The following is a 22,152-nucleotide window of genomic DNA, read 5'->3' as shown; positions in this document are numbered from 1 at the left end:
CAATGCCTCCTTTGATTTTAGATTGGCTGACGAAACCATATCTATTCTATCAAAGCGAGGTATTTTTTTTCAACGCTTAAGCTTTTCTGAACACACCTGCATAGCAGGTGGTTTTATTTATAGACAAAAAAAAGGAATACTAGATATTAAGTTAATCCTTAATTCTACTATTCCTTATCTTTGCGTTTTTCTATGTTTAACAATAATTAATAATTTTCATAAGTTTCTCCATAATTTATTATCATCTCTCTTAAGTTATATGAACATTGATTTCTTTCAGCCTATTAAAATATGATACATTCATCACAAACACATTATCTCCCAAAACGTAAAGAGAAATCAATGAACAAAATAACGCATTTTTTTGTTATTAATAATTAAATAAAAAATATATTTAATCTTCCTTCATCATATTTTGCACTTACTATTTCTTTAGCTTGTAATTTTTTTGGTAATACGATGGATCTTCTTTCATTCTTTATAGATATAATTATTTCATCTCCCCTTTGTGAAAGGTTTAATTGATCTTTATCTATAAAAGGCATATTTATACTAAATACATATTTATCTCCGTCTCTTTTTAATTCAAATATCTTTTCTATAAAAAGAACTTCTTCCGGATTAATATCTTTATAAATTATGTCTCCAACCAATTTTAGTGTTGAATATTCCCTTAATTCCTTATTCATTAATGGTAATTTTAAAACTTCAATGTCCTTAAAACTGTTATTTATTTCTTCTATGCTCTCTTTTTGAATAGCATCCCACTTCTCAAAATAACCTTTTGTTGATTCCTGTGGAAAAATTTTATTTATAATAACTGCATCTACATTATAATCAAAGAGATGAAGGTAAGAAAAATTTCTTTTTGCTTCTTTTACTACTATCTTTTCTGGTGTTGTAACTATTCTCAAACTTACCTTTTCTTTATCCAATATTAGTTTATGAAGTTCATCAACCTTTTCGTATAAACTTTCAATTTCATCAAAAGTACTATCTGTAGGCATGGGAATCTTTATTGTTGCGTCAATTATAGGTTTTACAACTTTAGCTCCTTTTTTCTTAATAGGAAATATTTTTTCCATCCACCATTTAAAAATATCTGGAAACTTTAATAGAGACATTGTTTCACCTGTAGGTGCACAATCTACTATTAAAACATCATATTCTCCTTTATCATGTATTTCCTTTATTTTTATTAATGATAATAGCTCTTCAAAAGCCGGAAAAACTAATAATTCTTCACTTTCAATATTTTCTTCTGCTTTAAATAATAATAACTCTTTAAAATATGTTTTTAAATTACCCCATGTTTTTTCATTTTCCAATACTGTATCTATTTCCATGCCATAAAGATTATCAACTATTTTCGATGGTTTGTTACCCAACTTAACATTAAAAGAATCACTTAAGCTGTGAGCTTGATCTGTACTAATAACCATTACTTTTTTCCCAGAACTTGCTATTTTACAAGCAGTAGCTGCTGCAATACTTGTTTTTCCTACTCCACCTTTACCTGTATATAATATAATTCTCATACGTGTTTCCCCCTTTTCACTTAAAATCTACCCCTATTTTTTTAACTTGTTTAGTATTACTTTCTGTTTTTTCTAATTCTTCATCTTTTAGTAACTCTAATGATAAATCCTTTAAAAATTTGAATGCTTCCTTTTCTGTATTGCTTATTATAGATTTCAAACTATTTGGCATCAATTCTTGTATTGCTTCATATTCTAATTTTTTAGCTTTTATCATTTTTTTTATAAAATTTTTATTCATAAAACCCTCTCCTACTGAAAAGTAATACTTAACTTTTGATCTTGTAGCTTTGCCGATGCTATAGAATATTTTCTTATCACATCTGGTAAAGGTATATTTCTTTTAAAATTTCTTATTTTAATTATCACTTCTGTATCTGATTGATATAAATCAAAATCCGTTTTATTGGCAAAAGGTATACTTAATTCTAACAAATATCCTTTTTCTAATTTGATAAAGGATTCACTTTGTGTTGTTTTTAATACCTTAAAAATATCTTCTCTTTTCAAAGAATCAACTACAATTCTATCTAAACCTTCTAAACCATTTATGTCCATTTCATACCATTTAATTTGAAAACTTGGTATATCTACAAACGCTGATTTTAATTCCTCTAAGTACTTTTTTTGCATACTCTTCCACTCATTAAAGAAGTTATTATCCACTTCATCTGGAATTATTCTATTTATATACAACCCATCTACATTAAAATTATATAGATTTAGGTACATATAATTTCGCTTTGTTTCTTCTACCACCATTTTTTCTGGTATTGTTACAAGCCTTATACTACATACCTCTCTATCTCTTAATAGTTCTTGTAGTCTTATAAGATTTATATATAATTTTTCTATATCATTCATAGCTTTTTTATCCGGCATGTCTATTTTAAACACCGCCTTAGATATTGGTCTTAAAACCTTTAATGCAACTTTACCTATAGGAAAGAATTTTTCCATATACCATGAAAGCAGTTCTGGAAATTTTAATAAAGATAGTGTTTCTCCAGTTGGTGCACAGTCAACTATTATTAAATCATATATGTTTTTTTCATATAATTCTTTAATTTTTATTAGAGAAAATAGTTCTTCTATACCTGGAAATACAACTATATCTTCTAAAGAATCATTATCTTCCTCTTTAGTAGTTGGCAACATATTTTTTAATGCTGTTGAAATATTGTTATAATGTTTATCCATTTCATAATTAGGATCTATTTCCAGTGCATAAAGATTGTTAACAATCCTTACTGGCTCTTCTTTTATTTTTGTCATAAATACGTCACTTAAATTATGGGCCATATCTGTACTAACTATGAGTGTTTTTAATCCTGCCTTTGCCGCTTTTACTCCATGCGCTGCTGCAGTACTTGTCTTTCCTACTCCACCTTTACCAGTAAATATAATTATTCTTCCCATAATGCTCCTCCTTTTGTTCTACACAAGAATAGTTCGTATGCAGAAGTATTTTTTTAAAAAATAACTTAGAGATCTAAGTTATTCTATTGTTATCCTTCTTACCCTTTTTTCTTTTTTCCTTTGACCATTTTCTCTAATTTTGTCAGACTTTAATATTGAAATTATTTTACCTATAATAGCCATAAGTGATTTTTTTTCTTCTTCTGTTAAAGACTTGTAGACTTCTTTAACATAATATATAATTTCCTTTTTTTCTTTTTCATATAATTCTTTACCTTTTTGGGTTAAAGTGATATTTACTACCCTTTTATCTTTTAAGTCTCTTTTTCTTTCAACTACTTGTTTTTTTTCTAATCTATTAATTACGCCTGTAACTGTATTTAAAGGAGCATTAATATACTCAGCAACTTCACTCATATTTACACTTTCTTTTCTATAGATAAATACTATAGAAAGTAATTCATTTTTTGAATAGTCTAATGAAATACTACTCCATTTATCTGGAAAAAACAAAAATTTTATTTGATCTAGATAATTATAAAATAAACTTTCAAAAAACACATCGTCTTTTTTTTCCATATCTGCTCTCCCATAAATAGTTCTCTTCTCGAAATATATTTTTATTCTATACTAGAAGTATTTCTTTGTCAACAACTTTAATAGAATTATAAATATGGCATACTGAATATCTCTCTGCTATATAAAAGTTACTAGCTAATTAAAATAATATCAGTATGCCAAATAAATTTCTAATATACTAAAATTTTATTAATTTCTATAATTATTCTTCCACAAGCAATGATACAAATTCAAACTTATTACAATCAACCAATCCCCTATTGGTTAATCTTAGCTCTGGTAGACAAGCAAGTGGAATAAGTGCCATTGTCATAAATGGTGAAACTATATCACATCCGATTTCTTTCCATGCACTATCTAATTTTTCTACCATTTCAGCCATTTCTTCTAAAGGTTTATTACTCATAAGTCCTGCTATTGGTAAAGGAACTAAACCTAATACTTTGCCATCTTGTACAGCTACCATTCCTCCACCACATTCTATTAATGTATTAGCAGCTAATGCCATATCCTCATCATTTGTTCCTATAACTAATAAGTTGTGAGCATCATGAGCAACTGTTGCTGCCATAGCCCCTCTTTTAATACCAAATCCTTTAACAAATCCATATCCTGCTGTTCCCGTTTCATGATGTCTTTCAAAAACAACTGCTTTTAAAACATCTTTACTTGGGTCACATTGAACTTTATTATCTTTAACCTTAAGCTGAATATGTCTCTCATAGGTACCAACTCTTTCAGGTATAATTTCAATAACCCTTGCAGTTACCTCTTCTTTATTCTCAGCCATAATATTAAAGGAATCTGGTGTTATTTTATCTTTAATATGCATAGAATGCATAGCATCTTCAGGATAATCATATTTAGCTATTGATGTAGTTAATACTCCATCTTTTGCAACTAAATTTCCATCTATAATAACTTTTGTTATCTTTACATTATTTAAATCTTCTATAAATACAATATCTGCACATTTTCCAGGGGTTATAGAACCTACTTCATGATCCATTTGGAAACATTGCGCACAGTTTATTGTTACCATTTGGATTGCAGTTAATGGGTCTATCCCTTCTTCTATAGCACGTTTTATAATATGATCTAAATGTCCATCCTTAAGCAATGTATGTGGATGAGTATCATCAGATATTAAAACAGCAAATCTACTATCTACTTTATTTTCTGTAATTGACTTACTTACTTCCTTTAAATCATGCCATGCAGAACCCTCTCTAAACATTGCATACATTCCAAGACGCATTTTAGCAAGGGCGTCTTCAGCTCTTGTAGATTCATGACAACATCTTACACCTGATGCAATATATCCATTTAACCCTTTTCCTGTTTCAGGTAAAGAATAATGTCCCGTTACCGTTTTATTAGCTTTTAAAGTTTCTCCTACCACTCCATGAGCATGATCTGTAGAATAAAGTATACCTGGGAAATTCATCATTTCTCCTAGACCAACTACTTCATCCCATTTCATTGTTTCTCTAACATCTTCTGGTCCTACAGCTGCTCCTGTATCTTCAAAACCTGGAACTGCTGGTACACAGGAAGGTGTAGTTACCATATTTTTAAGTGGAGTACCCTTGCCGTCTTCAATCATATAACGTACACCATTTAATCCAAGTACATTACAAATTTCATGTGGATCCATATATATTCCAACAGTACCATGTGGAACTACTGAACGAGCATATTCACTTACACTTAACATTGATGATTCAACATGAATATGTCCATCTAAAAAACCTGGTGCAATATATTGACCTTTGGCATCTATTACTTCTGTATTTTCTCCTATACAATGTTTTGCATCACCTACTAATGCAATTCTCCCACAACTAATTGCTACATCTGTATTTTTTATAACTTCTCTTGTACAAACATTTATAAGCTTTGAATTTGTAATTACCATATCAGCTGGTTCAAATCCCTGTGCTATACTTGATAAAGTTTTACTTACCTCCCAAAGAGGTTTTGTATCAAACTTATTAAACATATTATCGTCTCCTTTTGTATTTTTAAGTGTAAAAATGGTGATTTCTTTTGTTTTATTGTATTATTTTTTATGTTTATTTTCTTAAAAACAAATCTTTTCTTTTTAACCCATTTGCCTTAATAAATTTTCTCCATCCCATTTCTGCAGCAAGTTTATACAAAAACCTTGGAAAATTTGCTGTAATAAATATATTTTCTTCTGAAGTACACTTTAATATATTATTTGAAAGTTGTTTAAATGTTTTCTCTAAATTTTTCTTAGGTCCGCGTCCAATTGGAACATCTTTTAACCCTGGAATCATCCCACCTGCCCCAATTCCAACTCCTTGTCCCCACTTAAGTCCTGCTTTTACACACCAATTCTCCATTATTTCAATTGCTAATTTATTCTGATGACCTTCATAAAATCCACAGTTTACTAAAGAATAAACTATAATGTTCTTTTCCTCTATGGGTGCAAAAAACATTTCTAATTGAATAAGGCAACTTAACAAATGAGATGGAATTGCATCTACATATAAAGGAAAGGCAAATACTATAACATCACATTCTGACAGTTGTTCCATTTCTTTTATATCCACTTGTGACTTTCTAAAGTAATATTCATAGATTATATTAATATCCGGCTCTAAAAAAGCCTTCAATTCTTTTAAAATACAATTAGAAGCACTATCTTTCATTTTGGGACTTCCATTGATAAATGCTATTTTCATTATATTTGTCCCTCCATCTCCTCAATACTATGAACAAATGTAACTCTACTAACGTTACAATCTAAATTAATAGAATTTGCCTTTAACAACTTTTGAGCAGTTTGTTTTTCTTTTTTTGTTATACTTTCACCATAAAACCAAACCTGCATATCTATGTGGTTTTCATATCGCCTTCTATGGTGCATTTCTCCATTCCTTATTACAAAATAAGGATGTATATAAGAAATACTTCTGTCTAGCACATTTTTCACAAATGGACTAAATCCTCCATAACAACACTTACTTATAATAACAACTTCTTTACATTTTGATAGATATTCTCCCATATCTCCATATTTGTCACGTATTACACAGGCTGCTGGAGTTTTTACCCAACACCCAAAGCAACCTATACAATGTTGTATTGTTCCATCATCTGAAATAATTATGTTCTCGTCTAATAAATTAGGTAATAATTTTTGAAAATTCCCCTTTTCTAAATCATGTATAAATAATTTCATTTATCATTATTCCTTTCACTACAAATGTAAATATATCCTTATACAATTATGATTTCATAATGCCTAATTATACCATAATAAAAAATCTACTTGTGATATGTAACACTCTATTTTTATTTTCATTAAGTATTATAATATATAGCTTATCTACACAATACATTTTATACCACTATACAATAATTTTACTGACATAGATCATAAAATATTTTTCTTTTTATACAGATGCAAAACTTATTTTAAGGTAAAACTGACAAACAAAAGAATTTAAAGTATTCACAGAAAGCCCTCATAATGTGGAGAGCTTTACCTTGAAATTATTTTTCATGAAATAAAAACTAGAAACGTCTAGGTAAAATAATACCTGCTTTTTTAACTAATGCTGTTGCCTTTTCTTGCGCTTCTTTAATAATATCCTCTTCATTTATAGTTAATAATACTTTATTCTTCATTAACCATTTACCATTACACATGGTAGATTCTACATCACTAGAGTGCATTGAATATACTATATTTCCAATTGGGTCATGCATAGGAAGGCTACCAATAGATTTAGGGTTAATAATTATTAAATCTGCTTTTTTTCCTACTTCTAAAGATCCTATTTCATCTTCCCAAAGGGCACAAGTAGCACCATTTATTGTAGCCATCTCTAATACTTGATCAGCAGGCACAACCTGTGGATTTAATCTTCTACCTTTATGTATTAATGAAGTTAGATGCATTTCATCAAACATATCCATTCTATTATTAGAAGGAGCACCATCAGTTCCAATTGAAACATTAATTCCTTTTTCTAGCATTTCTGGAATACGCGCAAAGCCTAAAACAACTTTCATTGCCGCACCAGGATTATGAGACACTTTTACATTATGAAGCTTAAATAAATCAATTTCTTGTTCTGTAAGCCATACAGTGTGCACAGCTAAAAAGTTTTTATCTAATACTCCTAATTTAGCTAAATGCTGAACAGTAGTCTCCCCACGAGTTGCTTCTGCATATCTAACTTCCTCTTCTATTTCAGCAACATGCATATGAATACCTACTTTATACTTATCAGCTAGTTCTTTAGTTTTAGTTATCAACTTATCAGTAGTATTAAATATAGTTCTTAGTCCAAACCAATATTTAATACGACCATCTGCTTTGCCATTCCACTTTTCAAGTAACTCTACTTGTTTCTCTAAAGATTCCTCTGTAGTTTCTTGCCATTTTAATGGTAACCCATCACCTGAGTCCATAGTAGAACGACAAAGAACTCCTCTAATTCCTGCTTCTGTTACTGCTTTTCCCATACCATCTACTTCTTGTCCGCCAGCTTCACAAAAAGTAGTAACACCTGAACGTATTAGTTCTGCACAACAAGCTAGTGAAGAAATGTAAGAATCCTCTAAATCCATATTACTTTCATAAGGCCATATACGTTTACGAAGCCAAGTTAAAAGGTCCACATCGTCAGCCAATCCCCTAGCTAATTGTTGAGATAAATGGACATGAGTATTTACCAAACCAGGCATTATAATTTTTCCATTAGCATCTATAACTTCAACATTTGATTTAATTAATTCAGGATTCACATCACCTAAAGCAATAATTTTAGAATCCTCAATTAAAATATCACCCTGTTGAAATATTTTCTTTGAACAATCCATTGTAATAACATAGCCGTTTCTTATTAAAATTTGACTCATAATATAATCTCCTTTATGTATCTCTATCTATTTTTGCATATGTAATTTCAAACATAGTAAAACTTAAATATAAACAGGTTTCTTAATTTCAGGTGTAGTTCTTACTCCATCTTAAAGTTATTAACAGACTTCCAAGGAGTTTCACTCCTTAGAAGTCGTTATTTTTTTAAAAAACGCTATCCAAAATTACACCATTCTTCACTCCAACTTTAAAGAAGATGGGAATATTGAAATCATTATACATAGGATAAAAAATTTATATAGCCTCTTCATATTCTTGTATTTTAGGTACTTTTGTAGATGTTCTAGGTAAAAGTATATTTAATATTACTGCCGCCAAAGCCCCTACTGTTATTCCAGAAGAGAAAATATAATTGGCAAGACTTGGCAAACTATTTAATATATCTTTAGGTAAACCAGTAGTTCCAAGAGCTAAAAGTATAGGTAGTCCAATTAACAACATATTCCTTTCATCAAGATTTTCATGTTGAATTGATTTAAAACCGTTCATAGCAATAATTACACAAACCACTGCAAAAACTCCACTAACAACCGCACCAGGTATACAAGCAATTACATTCATTAATTTAGGTAACATCCCAAGTGCGATTAATATAATTCCTCCAGCAATAATAGCCATTCTACTACCAACACCTGTTACTGCAATAATACCTGCATTTGTTGAATAACCAGTCATTGGAGTACCTCCAAATAATGCACCTATGAAACACCCAATTCCTTCACCTACAGCCCCTCTATTTAATCCTTTGTCAGTCAATTTACTTCCAGTAACAGCAGAAACTGCAAACCAAGTTCCTGATGTTTCAACTAAAATAACTGCATAAATAAATAACATAGTTAAAACTGCTTTTAAATCAAATACTGGCTTTCCGAAAGGTAATAATTTAGGGAATGAAAACCAAGATGCACTTGCAACAGGTGTAAAATCTGACACACCTAATAACGAAGCTGCTATAGTTCCCCCAACTAATGAAATCATTACAGATGTAAGTTTAACAAATTTACTGAACTTATTTGTTCTACGTCCAATCATCATACAAGTAACTAATAAGGATGATGAAATAAGAGCAAGGATACAATTTGTTTTTAAATCACCAGGTGCAGTAAAGATATTCGTCATAGCAACTGGCATTAAAGAGATACCTACTATGACAATAACAGTGCCTCCAACAATATGTGGAATAAATTTAGAAATTATTTTTGAGAGAAAACGTAATGGATAACCAAGTATCATTAAAAATAGGGAACCTGGTATTAAACTACCAACCATAGCTTGCAAGCCTAACTTGCTTCCGATAGCAGCTAAGGCACCAATAGGAATATAGGAAGGTCCCTGCATAATAGGCAAGCGCATACATAAGCCAGTTTGTATTAGTGTTGCAACTCCAGCAGCAATAAAACTCATTTGGATAAAGTAAGCTGTATTTTGGGCATCTAGAGATAAAATACCTGCCAAAATTATAGGTACTATGTACAAATCCATAGCAAAAACGTGTTGTAAACCTAGGAAAAAGGCATATTTCACACTGATTTTTTCATCAATTCCAACAATTAAATTAGTATCTTTAGTGTTTTTCATTATAAAATCCTCCTGATAAGTTTCCTGCTCATAATACTAAAAAAACGATGAGGTATTCATACTATAAATGAAAACCTCATCGTCTATTATTTTAGATAACAAAAAATAAATATTTAAAATAACTGTAAGTAGGATTCCACTCATAGTCAGACATTTTAAGGTCGTCCGGTAGAAACTTCCCTCCATATTAGAGAATTATATGAGCAATTATTTAATTATGTTTAATATAGCTCTGTTTTAAAATGTTATTTTTAAAATTATACTAAATCAACAATTTATTAAAACATAGCTTAATATGTCCCTCTGCAGACTCTTTAAATAAAATCAAATCAAGTAAAATAAAAGAATTTGTAACATGATATTATCAAAATTAACCTTTTAAGTCAATATTTTTTACGAATATTAATTCTTAAAAACTTAAAAACATCAATACATGTGACGAAATATACTGGTAGATTTTATAAATTTTATACTTGATAATTGTGTAAATTTAAGTATTTAAATAAATTATTGAATTTTATTTTGTCAATACCCTATGAAAATATAAAAAAGCCCTTCAATGTACTTAATTACACTAAAGAGCTTTAAATCTATTGATTAATTTTTAATTCTTCTCTATTTTGAACAAACATCCATCATAATTTGATCCATACTTGATTGTAGAATATATCCTCCATCTATTCTCATTACAACCCCAGTAACAAAACTAGATTCTGGCATACAGAAAAATGCTATAGCATTAGACACATCATCAACTTCTCCAATTCTTCTAACAGGTGTTTCTTTTATAAACCCTTCTTCAAACGCTTTTAGTGCATCCTTTGTCATTGGAGTTCTTATTATTCCTGGTTGAACAGCATTTACAGTTATTCCATAAGGACCCAATTCTTTTGCAAGAGTATATGTCATGCCTACCATTCCTGTTTTAGCAACGGCATAATTTACATTCCCTGCAAATCCGAACACTCCACCTAAAGATGAAGATAAAACAATTCTTCCATAATTATTGGCTTTCATGTACTCACCACATGCTTTTACACAATTAAATGTTCCATATAAGTGAACTTTAAGAAGCTTATCCCAATGTTCTTCTGGCATTTTAGTTGCTAAAGAAGGAGGTGTTGAAATACCAGCATTACTAATAAGGATATCTATTCTATTATGTTTTTTATATATTTCATCCATTACATTTTTCACCATATCACTATCTACAACATCTAGTTTATATGTTTCTGCATATCCATTCTGTGCTTCAATAAGCTTTTTAGTTTCCTCAATTCCCTTTTCATTAATATCAGTAACCATTATCTTAGCCCCTCTTTTAGCTAAGCTTAAACAAAGTTCTCTACCAATACCTGAACCTGCACCTGTAACTATTGCAATTTGATTTTCTAAATTTCTATTTCCCATATAGTATCAATCCTTTCTAAGACAAATTTAATTTCAGATATCTTTCATCCTACTTAAATTATCTTAAAAATTTCATCTTATTACTATCGGTCATATTTATTAAAAATCTAATACTTTTTACCTATTTTTATCCGTATTTCTATAGACACAATTTGATAAATTTTTCACTTTCACTTATTAAAATATAGAGTTCTTTATGATATACTTTTGATATATGATTAACTAAAGAGGAGAATGTATAATGAACACTCAAATTTCTAATAAAGATTATGATAAAATATTGGAATTTACTTTCCAACTACAAGAAATGAACTACAACTTTACAGGCAATGTACTAAGTTCATTATCTCAGATATTTGAATTTTATCATCTTACTTTCTTGTTATTTGATAGAAATCTTAATATTAAAAGTTTAGAAGGACTTAATATGAATGATAGTTTATTTTTAACTTATAAAGACTATTATCACAAAACAGACATATTCTACCCTGAAAAATATATAAATTATCATTCAAACTCATCTATATTAATTACAGATTTAATGCCTTATAAAGAATATGAAAAAACTGAATATTATAGGGACTTTTTAAGTAATCAAAATCTTTATTTTGAAATTGCCCTTCCCTTAAAAAGCAATAATAAATTATTAGGAGGCATTGGTATATTTAAAGGGAAAGATGATAAATTTTTCACTAAGCAAGAAGTTTCTATATTAAATACTATTAACAAACTAATTTCATATAAGTTAGTTAATATTTTAACTATTGATAAAATGGCTATGGAAAAACAAATATTAAAAGAATGTATGAAGCAACCATCCTCTGCCATAATAATACTAGACAGCGAATATAAGATTTTTCATTATAATAACAGTTTAAAAGAAATTTGCTGTAAAATAACTAAAGAAATGTCATTTTCTAATGCACTACAAAAGCTTAAAACTATAATAGCAGCAAATACTATCAATTCTATGACTAATAATAACTATATGGATATACAACTTAATTCATATAACTTAAAAATAATATCAACAGCACTTCCTAGTGTTATAAATAGATTTGAAACTTTTTATATAGTATATGTTGATAAAATTTCAAATTTCGAAGAAATGTTTCCACAAAAATATAACTTAACAAAACGAGAATCAGAAATCACTTCCCTTATTTTAGAAGGTTATACTAATAAAGAAATATCTAGTAAATTATTTATAAGTCCCCATACTGTGAAAACCCATGTAGAAAATATATTTAAAAAAGTTAATGTAAATAATAGAATATCTCTGATTTCTAAAGCAAATAATTTTTCTGATAAAAAAATAGACTAGCTCCTCCCACACAGCTAGTCTATTTTGCATTTTTACACTATTCCGTAAATATTAGCCTTTCTTTTTATAGTATAAGAACTTTGATTATTTTGTTCCATACTAATATCTAATAGCTTATTCACCTAATATTTTTTGAGATATACTTGTAATATACTTCCCTTTCACCTTTATATTATAATGATTCTCATAGCCACTTACAAATTGATTGTAAAGTCCCTTTATATCTGTTGACATTTTGTTCCCATTATTTTTGCTATAAATAGTTATAGAAGTTTTATCAGTAATTTTATAATATCTTATTTTATTTGATGCATTATACAGATAAAAATTCGAAAAATCCTTATCTGTAATTCCTATTTTCTTCATCCTTTCTTTTTTATCTGCAGTTATCAACTCTAAATCATCAAACCCTATTACACCACTACTCTTATCAACGCTCTTAATTGTACCAAAAATCAAGCGTTCATTTTCTACTGCATCTTCATTTTTATTAGTCTTTTTAGCTACATCTGTTTTATTAGTGCTATTAGTCTTTTTAGTTACATAATTGTTACTTATACTATTAGTCTTTTTAGTTACATTAACCTCATCTTTACTAGCAGTCTCAGTCTTTTTTTCTAAAGGCTGAGGATTAGTCATCTCTTTATCACCTTCTACTAATTTAGTCTCCTCATTTGTATTAGATTTTTCTATACCAGCAATAGACTTATTTGAACATCCTGTAGCTACTGTCCCCAATATAAATGCAACTACTATCACTGCATTTATCAACTTTTTATTTTTCATGTCCACATCTCTCCTTAAATATGAAATTGTATATTTAGCTCGCTTTCCCTGCTATTAATATTATCCAACTATTATATTATTTTTTCTCCTAGTGGATAATATAATAATACAATACTCATATATATATTTTTTTTCAAAGATGTAAACAATATGTTTCAGAAATAAATAAACTACTTACTTTTTTCTTTAGAATGGCTAGCGTACTCATCATCAAATTCCACTGTTATAATATATTTTTCACCTCTTTGAAGATAGTTTTTCCTCTGGTCATTAATATTTATATATTCCCCATCAAGTAGTAACTTTTTATTATCAGGACTCCATTTCATATTAGCACGTCCAATATTCTTATATACTAATTTTCTTTTTATTATTCCATAGTTTGTGAGTTTACCAACATATATATCCTGAAATTTAGATTTTAAATCATACTCTGTGTATGCTATATACATTGAATTCCGTGATACTTCAAATTTATCAATATTTTCAGCAATTTTTATTATTTTTTTCATATTACTATCATACTTATACAAATTATGATTTTCATCTAAATAAATTAAACTATTTTCCTTTAAGTAACTGTAATTACGATAAGAAAATTGATCTGTCAAATTTATTGAATCAGTATTATCTATTAATATATTTTTATTATTAAGATATTTGTGACAGAAATAATACAATCTATTGTAATAATAAACCAACGATACCTCTTTGCCATCATCTGAAACAATTGCATCAATAAAAACCAAGAAATTAGGGTTAATAGTTTTAATTTTAGTTTCATGAATAACATTGCTTACAGTATCATATACTACTAAATAGTTCTCACGTTTTTTTTCTACAATAAATGAAATATATTTACTTTGTTTAGACCACTTAAATTTTGTATAGGGTGATCCATCAAATTGATAATTATAAATAAGCTTTGTTTTTTGTGAATTAATATCTAACAAATAAATCTTAATATCTATTTTATTATTTATATTACTTTTATCTTCTGTATAATAAACTAGACTTGAACCTTTAGGAGATAGAACACCCATAAGCACATTATTATCATTATTTATATTATGTAAAATATTATATCTGTAATCAATTTTATTTAGCTCTTTGCCATTTTTTAATGAAATGATGTTATTATAATCAATCCACCCAAAATTTACAAACTCAAATTGCTTATCATCTGATTCCTCTTTTACTTTATACTTGTAAATTTTTTTTATACTAAAGTCCTCATTAACTTTATTTTTAATCTGATCTTCTTCATTATTATCTTCAGGAATTATTACAACTTTGTTTTTAACTGATTTAATACATCCCGTAAAAATTATACATATAAATATCATACATACAAATAATGTTAGTATTACTTTCATACTAACATTATTTAACAAGACATTATTATCTTTGGCAAAATCGTCCATACAACAACCCCTCTTCATCTTATATACATAAAAACATTAGCATAAGGGTAACCTTACAATAACTGTAGTTTCCTTGTAAGGTTGACTAACAATTTCTATTTTCCCTTTATGTTTTTCAATAATAGTATTCGAAATTGACAATCCTAGTCCACAACTTCCCAATTCTCTGGATTTGATTTTGTCGATTCTATAAAAAGGAGTGAATATCTGACTAATATGTTCTTCTGCAATACCATCTCCATTATTAGTTATACTAATTTCTGCAAAACTCCCCTTTTCTTCTACACTAACTTTTATTGGTGAATCAGAATATCCATATTTTATTGCGTTATCAATTATATTGATAAATACTTGTCTTAGCTTATCACTGTTTCCATATATATATATTTTTTTATTTACCTCATATAATATTGTATTTTTATATCTTTCTGCTTTTAGTTTTATACCCTCACAGGTATCTTTTAACAAATAACCAATATCTATGTCTTTAAGTTCATCCTCAATTACAAAAGAATCCTTTGATAACTCCAAAAGCTTAAGCACCATATTATGAAGTCGATTACTTTCATTGATTATATGATTAATTCCAATGTTAAAAAACTCCTTATCAGTAAAAGCATTTTCCTGTATCATTTCTGCATATCCAAGTATGGTAGTTAGCGGTGTTTTCAATTCATGGGTAACATTATCAAAAAAATCTTTTTTATAATTGTTAATTTCTATAAGACTGTCTCTGTCTTTCTGAATTGTAACTATCTGGTCAGATATTTTCTTCACCATCTTATTGAAATTTCTAGTGAGTTCACCTAGCTCATCTCTTCTTTTAATGTCTAAACTAACATCAAGATCTCCTACTGCAACTTTATTTGCTGCTTGATTGAGTTTTAATAAAGGAATGGATATATTTCTTGATAAAAGATAAGAAAAAATAAATGCTATAATAAAGACTACTAAAGCAGTATAAAAAACCACTTCACTGATATGGCTACTTTGTGCATATAAAAGTGAATAATCTTTAATAAATCTTAAAATACCTACTTTATTATTATCAATAACTACAGGATATGAAAAGTATACCATGGTTTTATTCTTATCTTTCCTTACAACATAGCTTGTACTACCACTTATTGCATTAATTAAATCTTCATATTCATTTGGTTTAATCTTACTAGTGTTATGTATCAACTTTCCATCTATATTATATGCACATACTTCACTTTCAGTAATTACCCTAAGTTCTTTTGCAGTATCCTTAGCAATTTGTGAAAAATATATATCATCATTATTTAACTGACTTATCATTTTATCATTATTCAAATGACTTATCATAAAAGACTGTTTTATATATGCATTACTATTCTTTTTAAAAGCTTTCATCTCTCGTGTAATAGTTGCTTCATTATTTTTCTCAAGTATATTATTTGTTGCAAAAATAAGTATTAAAAATGAAACTGAAAATATAATAAAAAAACCTATTGGGAACTTAAATCTTATAGTTGTTTTCATGCACTCAACTCCCTAAGTTAATTTTATATCCTACTCCAAATACAGTTATAATCAAATCATTATTTCCAAGTTTTTTCCTTAGTCTTTGCACATGAATATCTACCGTTCTAGTACCACCTACGTAGTCATATCCCCAAATAGTATCAAGAATTTGCGAACGCGTCAAAACTTTTCCTTTACTTTCATATAAAACTACCAAAAGATCATATTCTTTTGGAGTTAGTTTTATAGATTCATTTTTATTCTTTACGATATGCTCATTTTTGAGTATTTTTATATCTCCTAGACATATTACATTTTTATCTTTTTCTTCTAATGGCTTATTCATTTGATCAATTCTACGCAATATGGATTTTACTCTTGCCACAACTTCTCTTAGATCAAATGGTTTTGTAATATAATCATCAGCACCAAACTCAAGCCCAACAATCTTATCGGTAATATCAGATTTTGCAGTTATCATTACTATGGGAATATTATTATTTGTTATTGTTATTTGTTTACAAACCTCAAGTCCACTGATATCAGGCAGCATTAAATCAAGAAGTATTATATTAGGTTTGAATTTCTCAACAAGTTTTATTCCTTCAGCACCTTTACTTGCTATTCTAATTTCAAATAATTCCTTTTTAAGTCGATATGCTAAAAGTTCAGCTATAGGTTTTTCGTCTTCAATAATTAGTATTTTTTTATATTCCACTTTATTCAACACCTCTATATAAATTAACATATATGATTTTACCACAAAATTATTTCTAAGTCTTATTTTTCTATATACTTATGTTAATAAATAAAAAGTCCAATAAAACAGCATTAATGTTTCTTTTCTGTGTTATTTTTACTTTATAATATATTTCACCTTGGTTTTTGTTATATTATGATACTATTTTAAAAATCCACCAACTAAATCTATAACTTCATTCTCCCATTCAAATTTGTCAAATGTATGACCTGCCCCTTCGATAAGTTTTAGTATAGCTCTATTTTCATAGGATTTTTCATTATAAATACTAGATACATTACAAGGTACTGTTTCATCCTTTGTACCATGAACTAAAAGAACATCTCCTTTATAATTACTTGCCCTATTAAATACATCAATTTTATTCAAATCTGCTGCAAATTGTACTCCTACTATATTTCCTCCACAATCAAAAGTAGTTATATTACGATCTTTTAAAACCTGCTTTGAAACCTCATTAACACTATCTTTTATTGTACCTGCTGCTGAAATTAATATTAGTTTATATATATCTTTAGAACGCTCCCCTGCAAGTAAACTTGCCACAAGCCCACCCATACTAAATCCTAATATAATTATACGATCAGAATCAATTCGATTATCCTTTCGAACAAAATCTAATATTGTATTAGCCTCTGCTAATTCACCTGATACAGTCATATCTTTAAAATGACCATCACTTTCCCCACTTCCTAAAAAATCAAACCTAAAACTTGCAATGCCAATCATTTCTAGACTCCTTGAAATCTTTAAGAACATTTGGTGCTTTTCAAGTTTGTTTCCTGTAAATCCATGAAACAAAATGACAGCAGGAAGTTTTTTATTGGACTCTGGTACATGCTCCATCCCCCGCAATATCATTTTATTATGTACTAATGTGATTGCTTTCTGCATATCCATATCTCCTTTGCTTTATAGACTTTTATTAAGAATGCTTTTAAATATATAACTTCCATTTAAAAACTTGCTATTAACAAAAACTACATTATTATTCTTTTTACCTAACATCATGAATTTTCTTTCCTGTGATAATACAAAAAATTAAATCCATTATCCTTAGATGTACCTATAAAGTCCTCATGAAGATGATAATCAAAGTTATATTGTTCACTATCTTCTGTTTCTATCATAGAATCAACATCGCATGCAAACTTTAAAAATACATCTCGATTAGTTGAGATTATTAAAATATTTTTTAGACGCTTTGTACTTAATTTTTGGTCAGTTAACCAATAATCTGGATATATTAAATTATTGTCTTCAACAAAGATTTCTTTAAAATATTCAGTAAAACCTCTTTTCATTTTAATCGCTTTTAATATTTCTTTTGATTTAAGTTGTGTTGCATGATAATTTACAAGTACAATATCCATATCAAATATACCATATTTAAATATGTCTCTATATTCATTTAAAGCTATAGAATTCGTTGGAATATATATTATTTCTTGAAAATTAAGACTTGATGCTAAAATAAATAACTTCCTTAAAAATTTATATGCAATTGAATTTGCTAATACAGATTTATCCCCCACTAACGGATCTATTGCCGTAAGCTGTTTAGGTACCTCTATAGGAATATATATAGATAATTTCTTATTTCCATGCAATCTAACCTCTTTTACTTTAAAATTCATTCTATCCTCCATCATTTAAAATCTTGTATTCTAAAAAGATTATCCATAATCAATATAAGCTCAAATACACTATTATATAATGTTGTGTGCAAATTTTATAAATTATTATACCAAACTTTATATAGTTGTTATAAAATTGTATTAATATCTGCACAATATATATTATATCTCATTATCAAAAAATAAGTATAAACAAGCCTTATTTTATAAAGCTTGTTTATACTTTAATTAAATGAAAAACCATTGAAATTAAATATTTCTAGCTACTTCATATGCATTCCAAATAGCGTACATAATATTTTGAACTTTGTTAGCATCTCCAATTAATCTTATATTTGGAATATCAAATTTAATTTCATTATACAAATCTTTTTGAGATAAATATCCAATAGCAACAACGACACTATCAGCATCAATGGTTGATTCCTGTCCATTTGTGTTTAAAACAAAGCCTTTATCTGTTTTCTTGCTAATATAAGAACCTGTTTTAACATCAATCTTATTAAATTTAATCAAATCATGAAGCATATCGTGGTTGGCATGGCATAAAGGTCCTCCTACTTGTAGAATGTCCTTTTCCATTTCTATAATAGTAACCTCTTTACCTTGTTTCTTTAACCAAAGAGCTGTTTCACATCCAACTAACCCTCCACCAATCACAACAACTTTTTCACCTACAACTTTTCTTTCCATTAAAATATCTTCTGCTGAATAAACATTATCAGTTCCTTCAATCTTCAATTCTCTTGGATTAGAACCTGTTGCTAAAATTATCTCATCAGCTCCAAATTTTTTAATACCTTCTTTTGATGCAGCCACATTTAATTTTACTTCAACACCCAACTCTTTCAATGCAACTTCATACCACTTAATAAGTGCACGATCGTCATCTTTGAAATCTGGAACTCCTCCTGGAACAATATTTCCACCAAGATAACTATTTTTTTCAATTAGTGTTACTTTATGTCCACGAATAGCTGCAACTCTTGCAGCTTCCATTCCTGCAACACCACCACCTATAATAAGAACTTTCTTAATGTGTTCCGCTTTTTCTAATCCATAATCTTTTTCACGTCCACAGGCAGGGTTTACTGCACAAGATACTGTTGCAAAATTCTGTAATCTTCCCATACATCCTTCTTGACAGGATAAACATGGTCTAACTCTATCATACTTATCTTCAAAAATCTTATTTGGAATTTCTGCATCTGCAAGAAGTGGTCTTCCTAAAGCAACCATATCTGTTTTTCCTGATAAAATTGCCTCACTTGCAAGTTCTGGATCTTCCATTCTTCCTGCTGTAATAATAGGCACGTCTACTGCATTTTTAAGAATTTCGTTAAATGGAAGGTATAGTCCCTTCTTTTGATACATTGGTGGATGACTCCAGTACCATGAATCATAAGAACCAACATCTCCATTTAAAGCATCATAGCCTGCTTTAACAAGGATTTTTGCTGCTTCAATTCCTTCTGGAATATCTCTTCCTTTTTCCTCAAACTCTTCACCTGGTAAACCGCCTTTACACCAATCCTTAATGAAACTCTTAATACTATATCTAAGTGATACTGGGAAGTCTTCTCCACAACGTTTTTTGATTTCTTGTACGATTTCACAAGCAAATCTTAAACGATTTTCTAATGATCCACCGTATTCGTCAGTACGATGATTAAAGAAAGAAATAGCAAATTGATCTAATAAATATCCTTCATGTACTGCGTGAATTTCAACACCATCAAATCCAGCTTTTTTTGCAATAAATGCTGACTCACCAAATGCTTTTACATATTCTTTTACTTCCCCATTAGTTAATTCACGACATGTCACTCCTGGTAAAAATCTATGTGGAATTGGTGAAGGTGCTACTGCTACTTTTCCTACAATAGAAGGAATACTAACTCGTCCAAATCCTGCTGATAATTGTAAAAAGATTTTTGATCCATATGCATGTACTCTTTCTGTCATTTCATTAGCTGTTGTAATGAAGTTCAAAGGATTAATTGTTGGGCATGGCATAGATGGTAGGGCACATTTTTCAATGTTATTTTCCACCATTGTTACTCCTGTCATAATTAATCCAGTTCCGCCTTTTGCACGTTCTACATAGAACTCAATCCCTCTTTTATTAAAGCTACCATCTGCATTACACATTCCACCTGGTCCCATCGGAGCAAGAACATATCTGTTTTTAATCTCCAATTTTCCAATTTTGATTGGTTCATAAAGCACCTTATAATTTTCCTTCATTTTGTTCTCCCTTCTGAATTTACCTTTACCTGATGTCTAACCATCCTAATACTCCTATCGCACTCTGTGAAAGCGATTCGCACCAAATCGAAGATTTGGACTCTCTGCTTTTCTTTAAAGTAGTAGTAAAGGATGGCTCAACACTAGATAACGATTTCTCATTTAATATTTCATGTCTAAATTTCGATGTTAAATTCAGTATAGAACATAAAGGAACTTTACTTGCAAGAGGATATTGTTATATTTTTATCGAAATCCATAATTCTACATATGGATGCAATTTGGCTCCCTTTTCAACCTCAACTAATAATATCTTTCCCCAAGCAATTTCGCCTACTTCAAGTCCTTTGCTTATTGCATATTCAGAAGCCTTTCTAAAGACCTTCTGAGGATACTGTGTAAAATCCTCATCTGCAACTACAATTGTATGTATACAAGATGTACTTTTTAATTGTTTAGTATATAATCCTAGGGGCAATTGTAATTCTTCTAGATACTTGGTATTTACCAAATATCCCAAGTTACTCATTCCCATTTTCTCATCAATCACCCCTAGTTGAACTACTGGTATTGCTTTCACCCATTCATGAATTATCTTTTGAGAACTTCGCTTTTTTGAAAGCCATCCACACCCATCATCACACATAATCGTCATTTCAGGTGACTGTGCAAATTCATATTTATCCAATAATTTTTCTATTTTTCGTATGCTAACAAGATGCTCCTCAATAGCATCTGCTAGCTTCATGTAATACTTGGCCTTTCTTAATGCCTCTAATTGATACCTTTGTTCTCTTTCTTCTATTAATTTATAATCATTTTCCTCACCACCGAACTGTGTGATAATAGTTTTCATAGGTATTTCCATGGAACGATACTTTGTATAAGAAAGCAATCGAAATACATCTACAACATTATAATAGCGATGACCATTTTTCCCTTTCTGCACTTCAATCAAATGTTGTTTTTCAAAATAGTGAATAGCACTTGTAGTGCATCCAAGAATTTCTGCTAAATCTGTAATACTATATCTCATAG

General features: G+C 29.0%; 19 protein-coding genes and 1 riboswitch. Of the genes, 1 reads left to right on the top strand and 18 read right to left on the bottom strand.

From position 1 onward, the window contains the following. Positions 1-377: 377 nt before the first annotated feature. The 10 genes from OW729_RS08105 to OW729_RS08060 all read right to left on the bottom strand — a co-directional run bounded on the left by OW729_RS08105 (position 378) and on the right by OW729_RS08060 (position 11,448). Complete coding sequence (locus tag OW729_RS08105) at positions 378-1,538, bottom strand: ArsA family ATPase (RefSeq protein ID WP_268060977.1); 1,161 nt, start codon at positions 1,536-1,538, stop codon at positions 378-380. Between the two features lie 16 nt (positions 1,539-1,554). Then, positions 1,555-1,779, bottom strand: a complete 225-nt coding sequence (locus OW729_RS08100) for a hypothetical protein (protein ID WP_268060976.1) — start codon at positions 1,777-1,779, stop codon at positions 1,555-1,557. 11 nt (positions 1,780-1,790) lie between these two features. Beyond that, the gene (locus tag OW729_RS08095) at positions 1,791-2,957 is read right to left on the bottom strand and encodes an ArsA family ATPase (RefSeq protein ID WP_268060975.1); all 1,167 of its coding nucleotides are present in this window, start codon (positions 2,955-2,957) and stop codon (positions 1,791-1,793) included. A 78-nt stretch (positions 2,958-3,035) separates the two neighbouring features. Beyond that, positions 3,036-3,536: a MarR family transcriptional regulator gene (locus OW729_RS08090; RefSeq protein WP_268060974.1), complete on the bottom strand. Its 501-nt coding sequence runs from the start codon at positions 3,534-3,536 to the stop codon at positions 3,036-3,038. Positions 3,537-3,738: 202 nt separating this feature from the next. Further along, positions 3,739-5,538: an adenine deaminase gene (ade, locus tag OW729_RS08085; RefSeq protein WP_268060973.1), complete on the bottom strand. Its 1,800-nt coding sequence runs from the start codon at positions 5,536-5,538 to the stop codon at positions 3,739-3,741. A gap of 73 nt (positions 5,539-5,611) precedes the next feature. Then, positions 5,612-6,250 carry an NADPH-dependent FMN reductase family protein gene (locus OW729_RS08080; protein ID WP_268060972.1) on the bottom strand — a complete coding sequence of 213 codons (639 nt, stop codon included), beginning with the start codon at positions 6,248-6,250 and terminating at the stop codon, positions 5,612-5,614. Beyond that, the gene (locus OW729_RS08075) at positions 6,250-6,750 is read right to left on the bottom strand and encodes a flavodoxin family protein (RefSeq protein ID WP_268060971.1); all 501 of its coding nucleotides are present in this window, start codon (positions 6,748-6,750) and stop codon (positions 6,250-6,252) included. The genes OW729_RS08080 and OW729_RS08075 overlap by 1 nt, the downstream gene beginning before the upstream one ends. 335 nt (positions 6,751-7,085) lie before the next feature. Continuing rightward, positions 7,086-8,438, bottom strand: coding sequence for an amidohydrolase (locus OW729_RS08070; RefSeq protein WP_268060970.1), 1,353 nt, complete (start codon positions 8,436-8,438; stop codon positions 7,086-7,088). 256 nt (positions 8,439-8,694) lie between these two features. After that, the gene (locus OW729_RS08065) at positions 8,695-10,038 is read right to left on the bottom strand and encodes a nucleobase:cation symporter-2 family protein (RefSeq protein ID WP_268060969.1); all 1,344 of its coding nucleotides are present in this window, start codon (positions 10,036-10,038) and stop codon (positions 8,695-8,697) included. Between the two features lie 123 nt (positions 10,039-10,161). Beyond that, positions 10,162-10,261, bottom strand: a riboswitch (purine riboswitch). Between the two features lie 392 nt (positions 10,262-10,653). Next, positions 10,654-11,448 (bottom strand): SDR family NAD(P)-dependent oxidoreductase, encoded by a 795-nt coding sequence (locus OW729_RS08060; RefSeq protein ID WP_268060968.1) that lies wholly within the window; start codon positions 11,446-11,448, stop codon positions 10,654-10,656. Between the two features lie 241 nt (positions 11,449-11,689). Here OW729_RS08060 and OW729_RS08055 point away from each other — a divergent pair, with 241 nt between their 5' ends. Continuing rightward, positions 11,690-12,772 carry a LuxR C-terminal-related transcriptional regulator gene (locus tag OW729_RS08055; protein WP_268060967.1) on the top strand — a complete coding sequence of 361 codons (1,083 nt, stop codon included), beginning with the start codon at positions 11,690-11,692 and terminating at the stop codon, positions 12,770-12,772. A gap of 114 nt (positions 12,773-12,886) precedes the next feature. Here the strand turns inward: OW729_RS08055 and OW729_RS08050 are convergent, their stop codons facing one another. The 8 genes from OW729_RS08050 to OW729_RS08015 all read right to left on the bottom strand — a co-directional run bounded on the left by OW729_RS08050 (position 12,887) and on the right by OW729_RS08015 (position 22,150). Continuing rightward, positions 12,887-13,558, bottom strand: a complete 672-nt coding sequence (locus OW729_RS08050) for a hypothetical protein (RefSeq protein ID WP_268060966.1) — start codon at positions 13,556-13,558, stop codon at positions 12,887-12,889. A 170-nt stretch (positions 13,559-13,728) separates the two neighbouring features. After that, complete coding sequence (locus OW729_RS08045) at positions 13,729-14,982, bottom strand: hypothetical protein (protein ID WP_268060965.1); 1,254 nt, start codon at positions 14,980-14,982, stop codon at positions 13,729-13,731. Positions 14,983-15,018: 36 nt separating this feature from the next. Further along, entirely contained in the window at positions 15,019-16,488 is a 1,470-nt protein-coding gene (locus OW729_RS08040) for a sensor histidine kinase (RefSeq protein WP_268060964.1), read from the bottom strand. A 4-nt stretch (positions 16,489-16,492) separates the two neighbouring features. Further along, the gene (locus tag OW729_RS08035; protein ID WP_268060963.1) at positions 16,493-17,188 is read right to left on the bottom strand and encodes a response regulator transcription factor; all 696 of its coding nucleotides are present in this window, start codon (positions 17,186-17,188) and stop codon (positions 16,493-16,495) included. A gap of 183 nt (positions 17,189-17,371) precedes the next feature. Further along, positions 17,372-18,124, bottom strand: coding sequence for an alpha/beta hydrolase family protein (locus OW729_RS08030; RefSeq protein ID WP_268060962.1), 753 nt, complete (start codon positions 18,122-18,124; stop codon positions 17,372-17,374). A 113-nt stretch (positions 18,125-18,237) separates the two neighbouring features. Beyond that, a complete protein-coding gene (locus OW729_RS08025) occupies positions 18,238-18,867 on the bottom strand; it encodes a hypothetical protein (protein WP_268060961.1) in 630 nt (209 codons plus the stop codon). Between the two features lie 249 nt (positions 18,868-19,116). After that, complete coding sequence (locus OW729_RS08020) at positions 19,117-21,114, bottom strand: FAD-dependent oxidoreductase (RefSeq protein WP_268060960.1); 1,998 nt, start codon at positions 21,112-21,114, stop codon at positions 19,117-19,119. 238 nt (positions 21,115-21,352) lie between these two features. After that, a complete protein-coding gene (locus OW729_RS08015; protein WP_268060959.1) occupies positions 21,353-22,150 on the bottom strand; it encodes a MerR family transcriptional regulator in 798 nt (265 codons plus the stop codon). Positions 22,151-22,152: the final 2 nt, after the last annotated feature.

It is taken from the genome of Clostridium brassicae (genome assembly GCF_026738875.1).
Taxonomy (GTDB): Bacteria; Bacillota; Clostridia; order Clostridiales; family Clostridiaceae; genus Clostridium_H; species Clostridium_H brassicae.
This window is presented reverse-complemented; position numbering and strand designations above follow the sequence as displayed.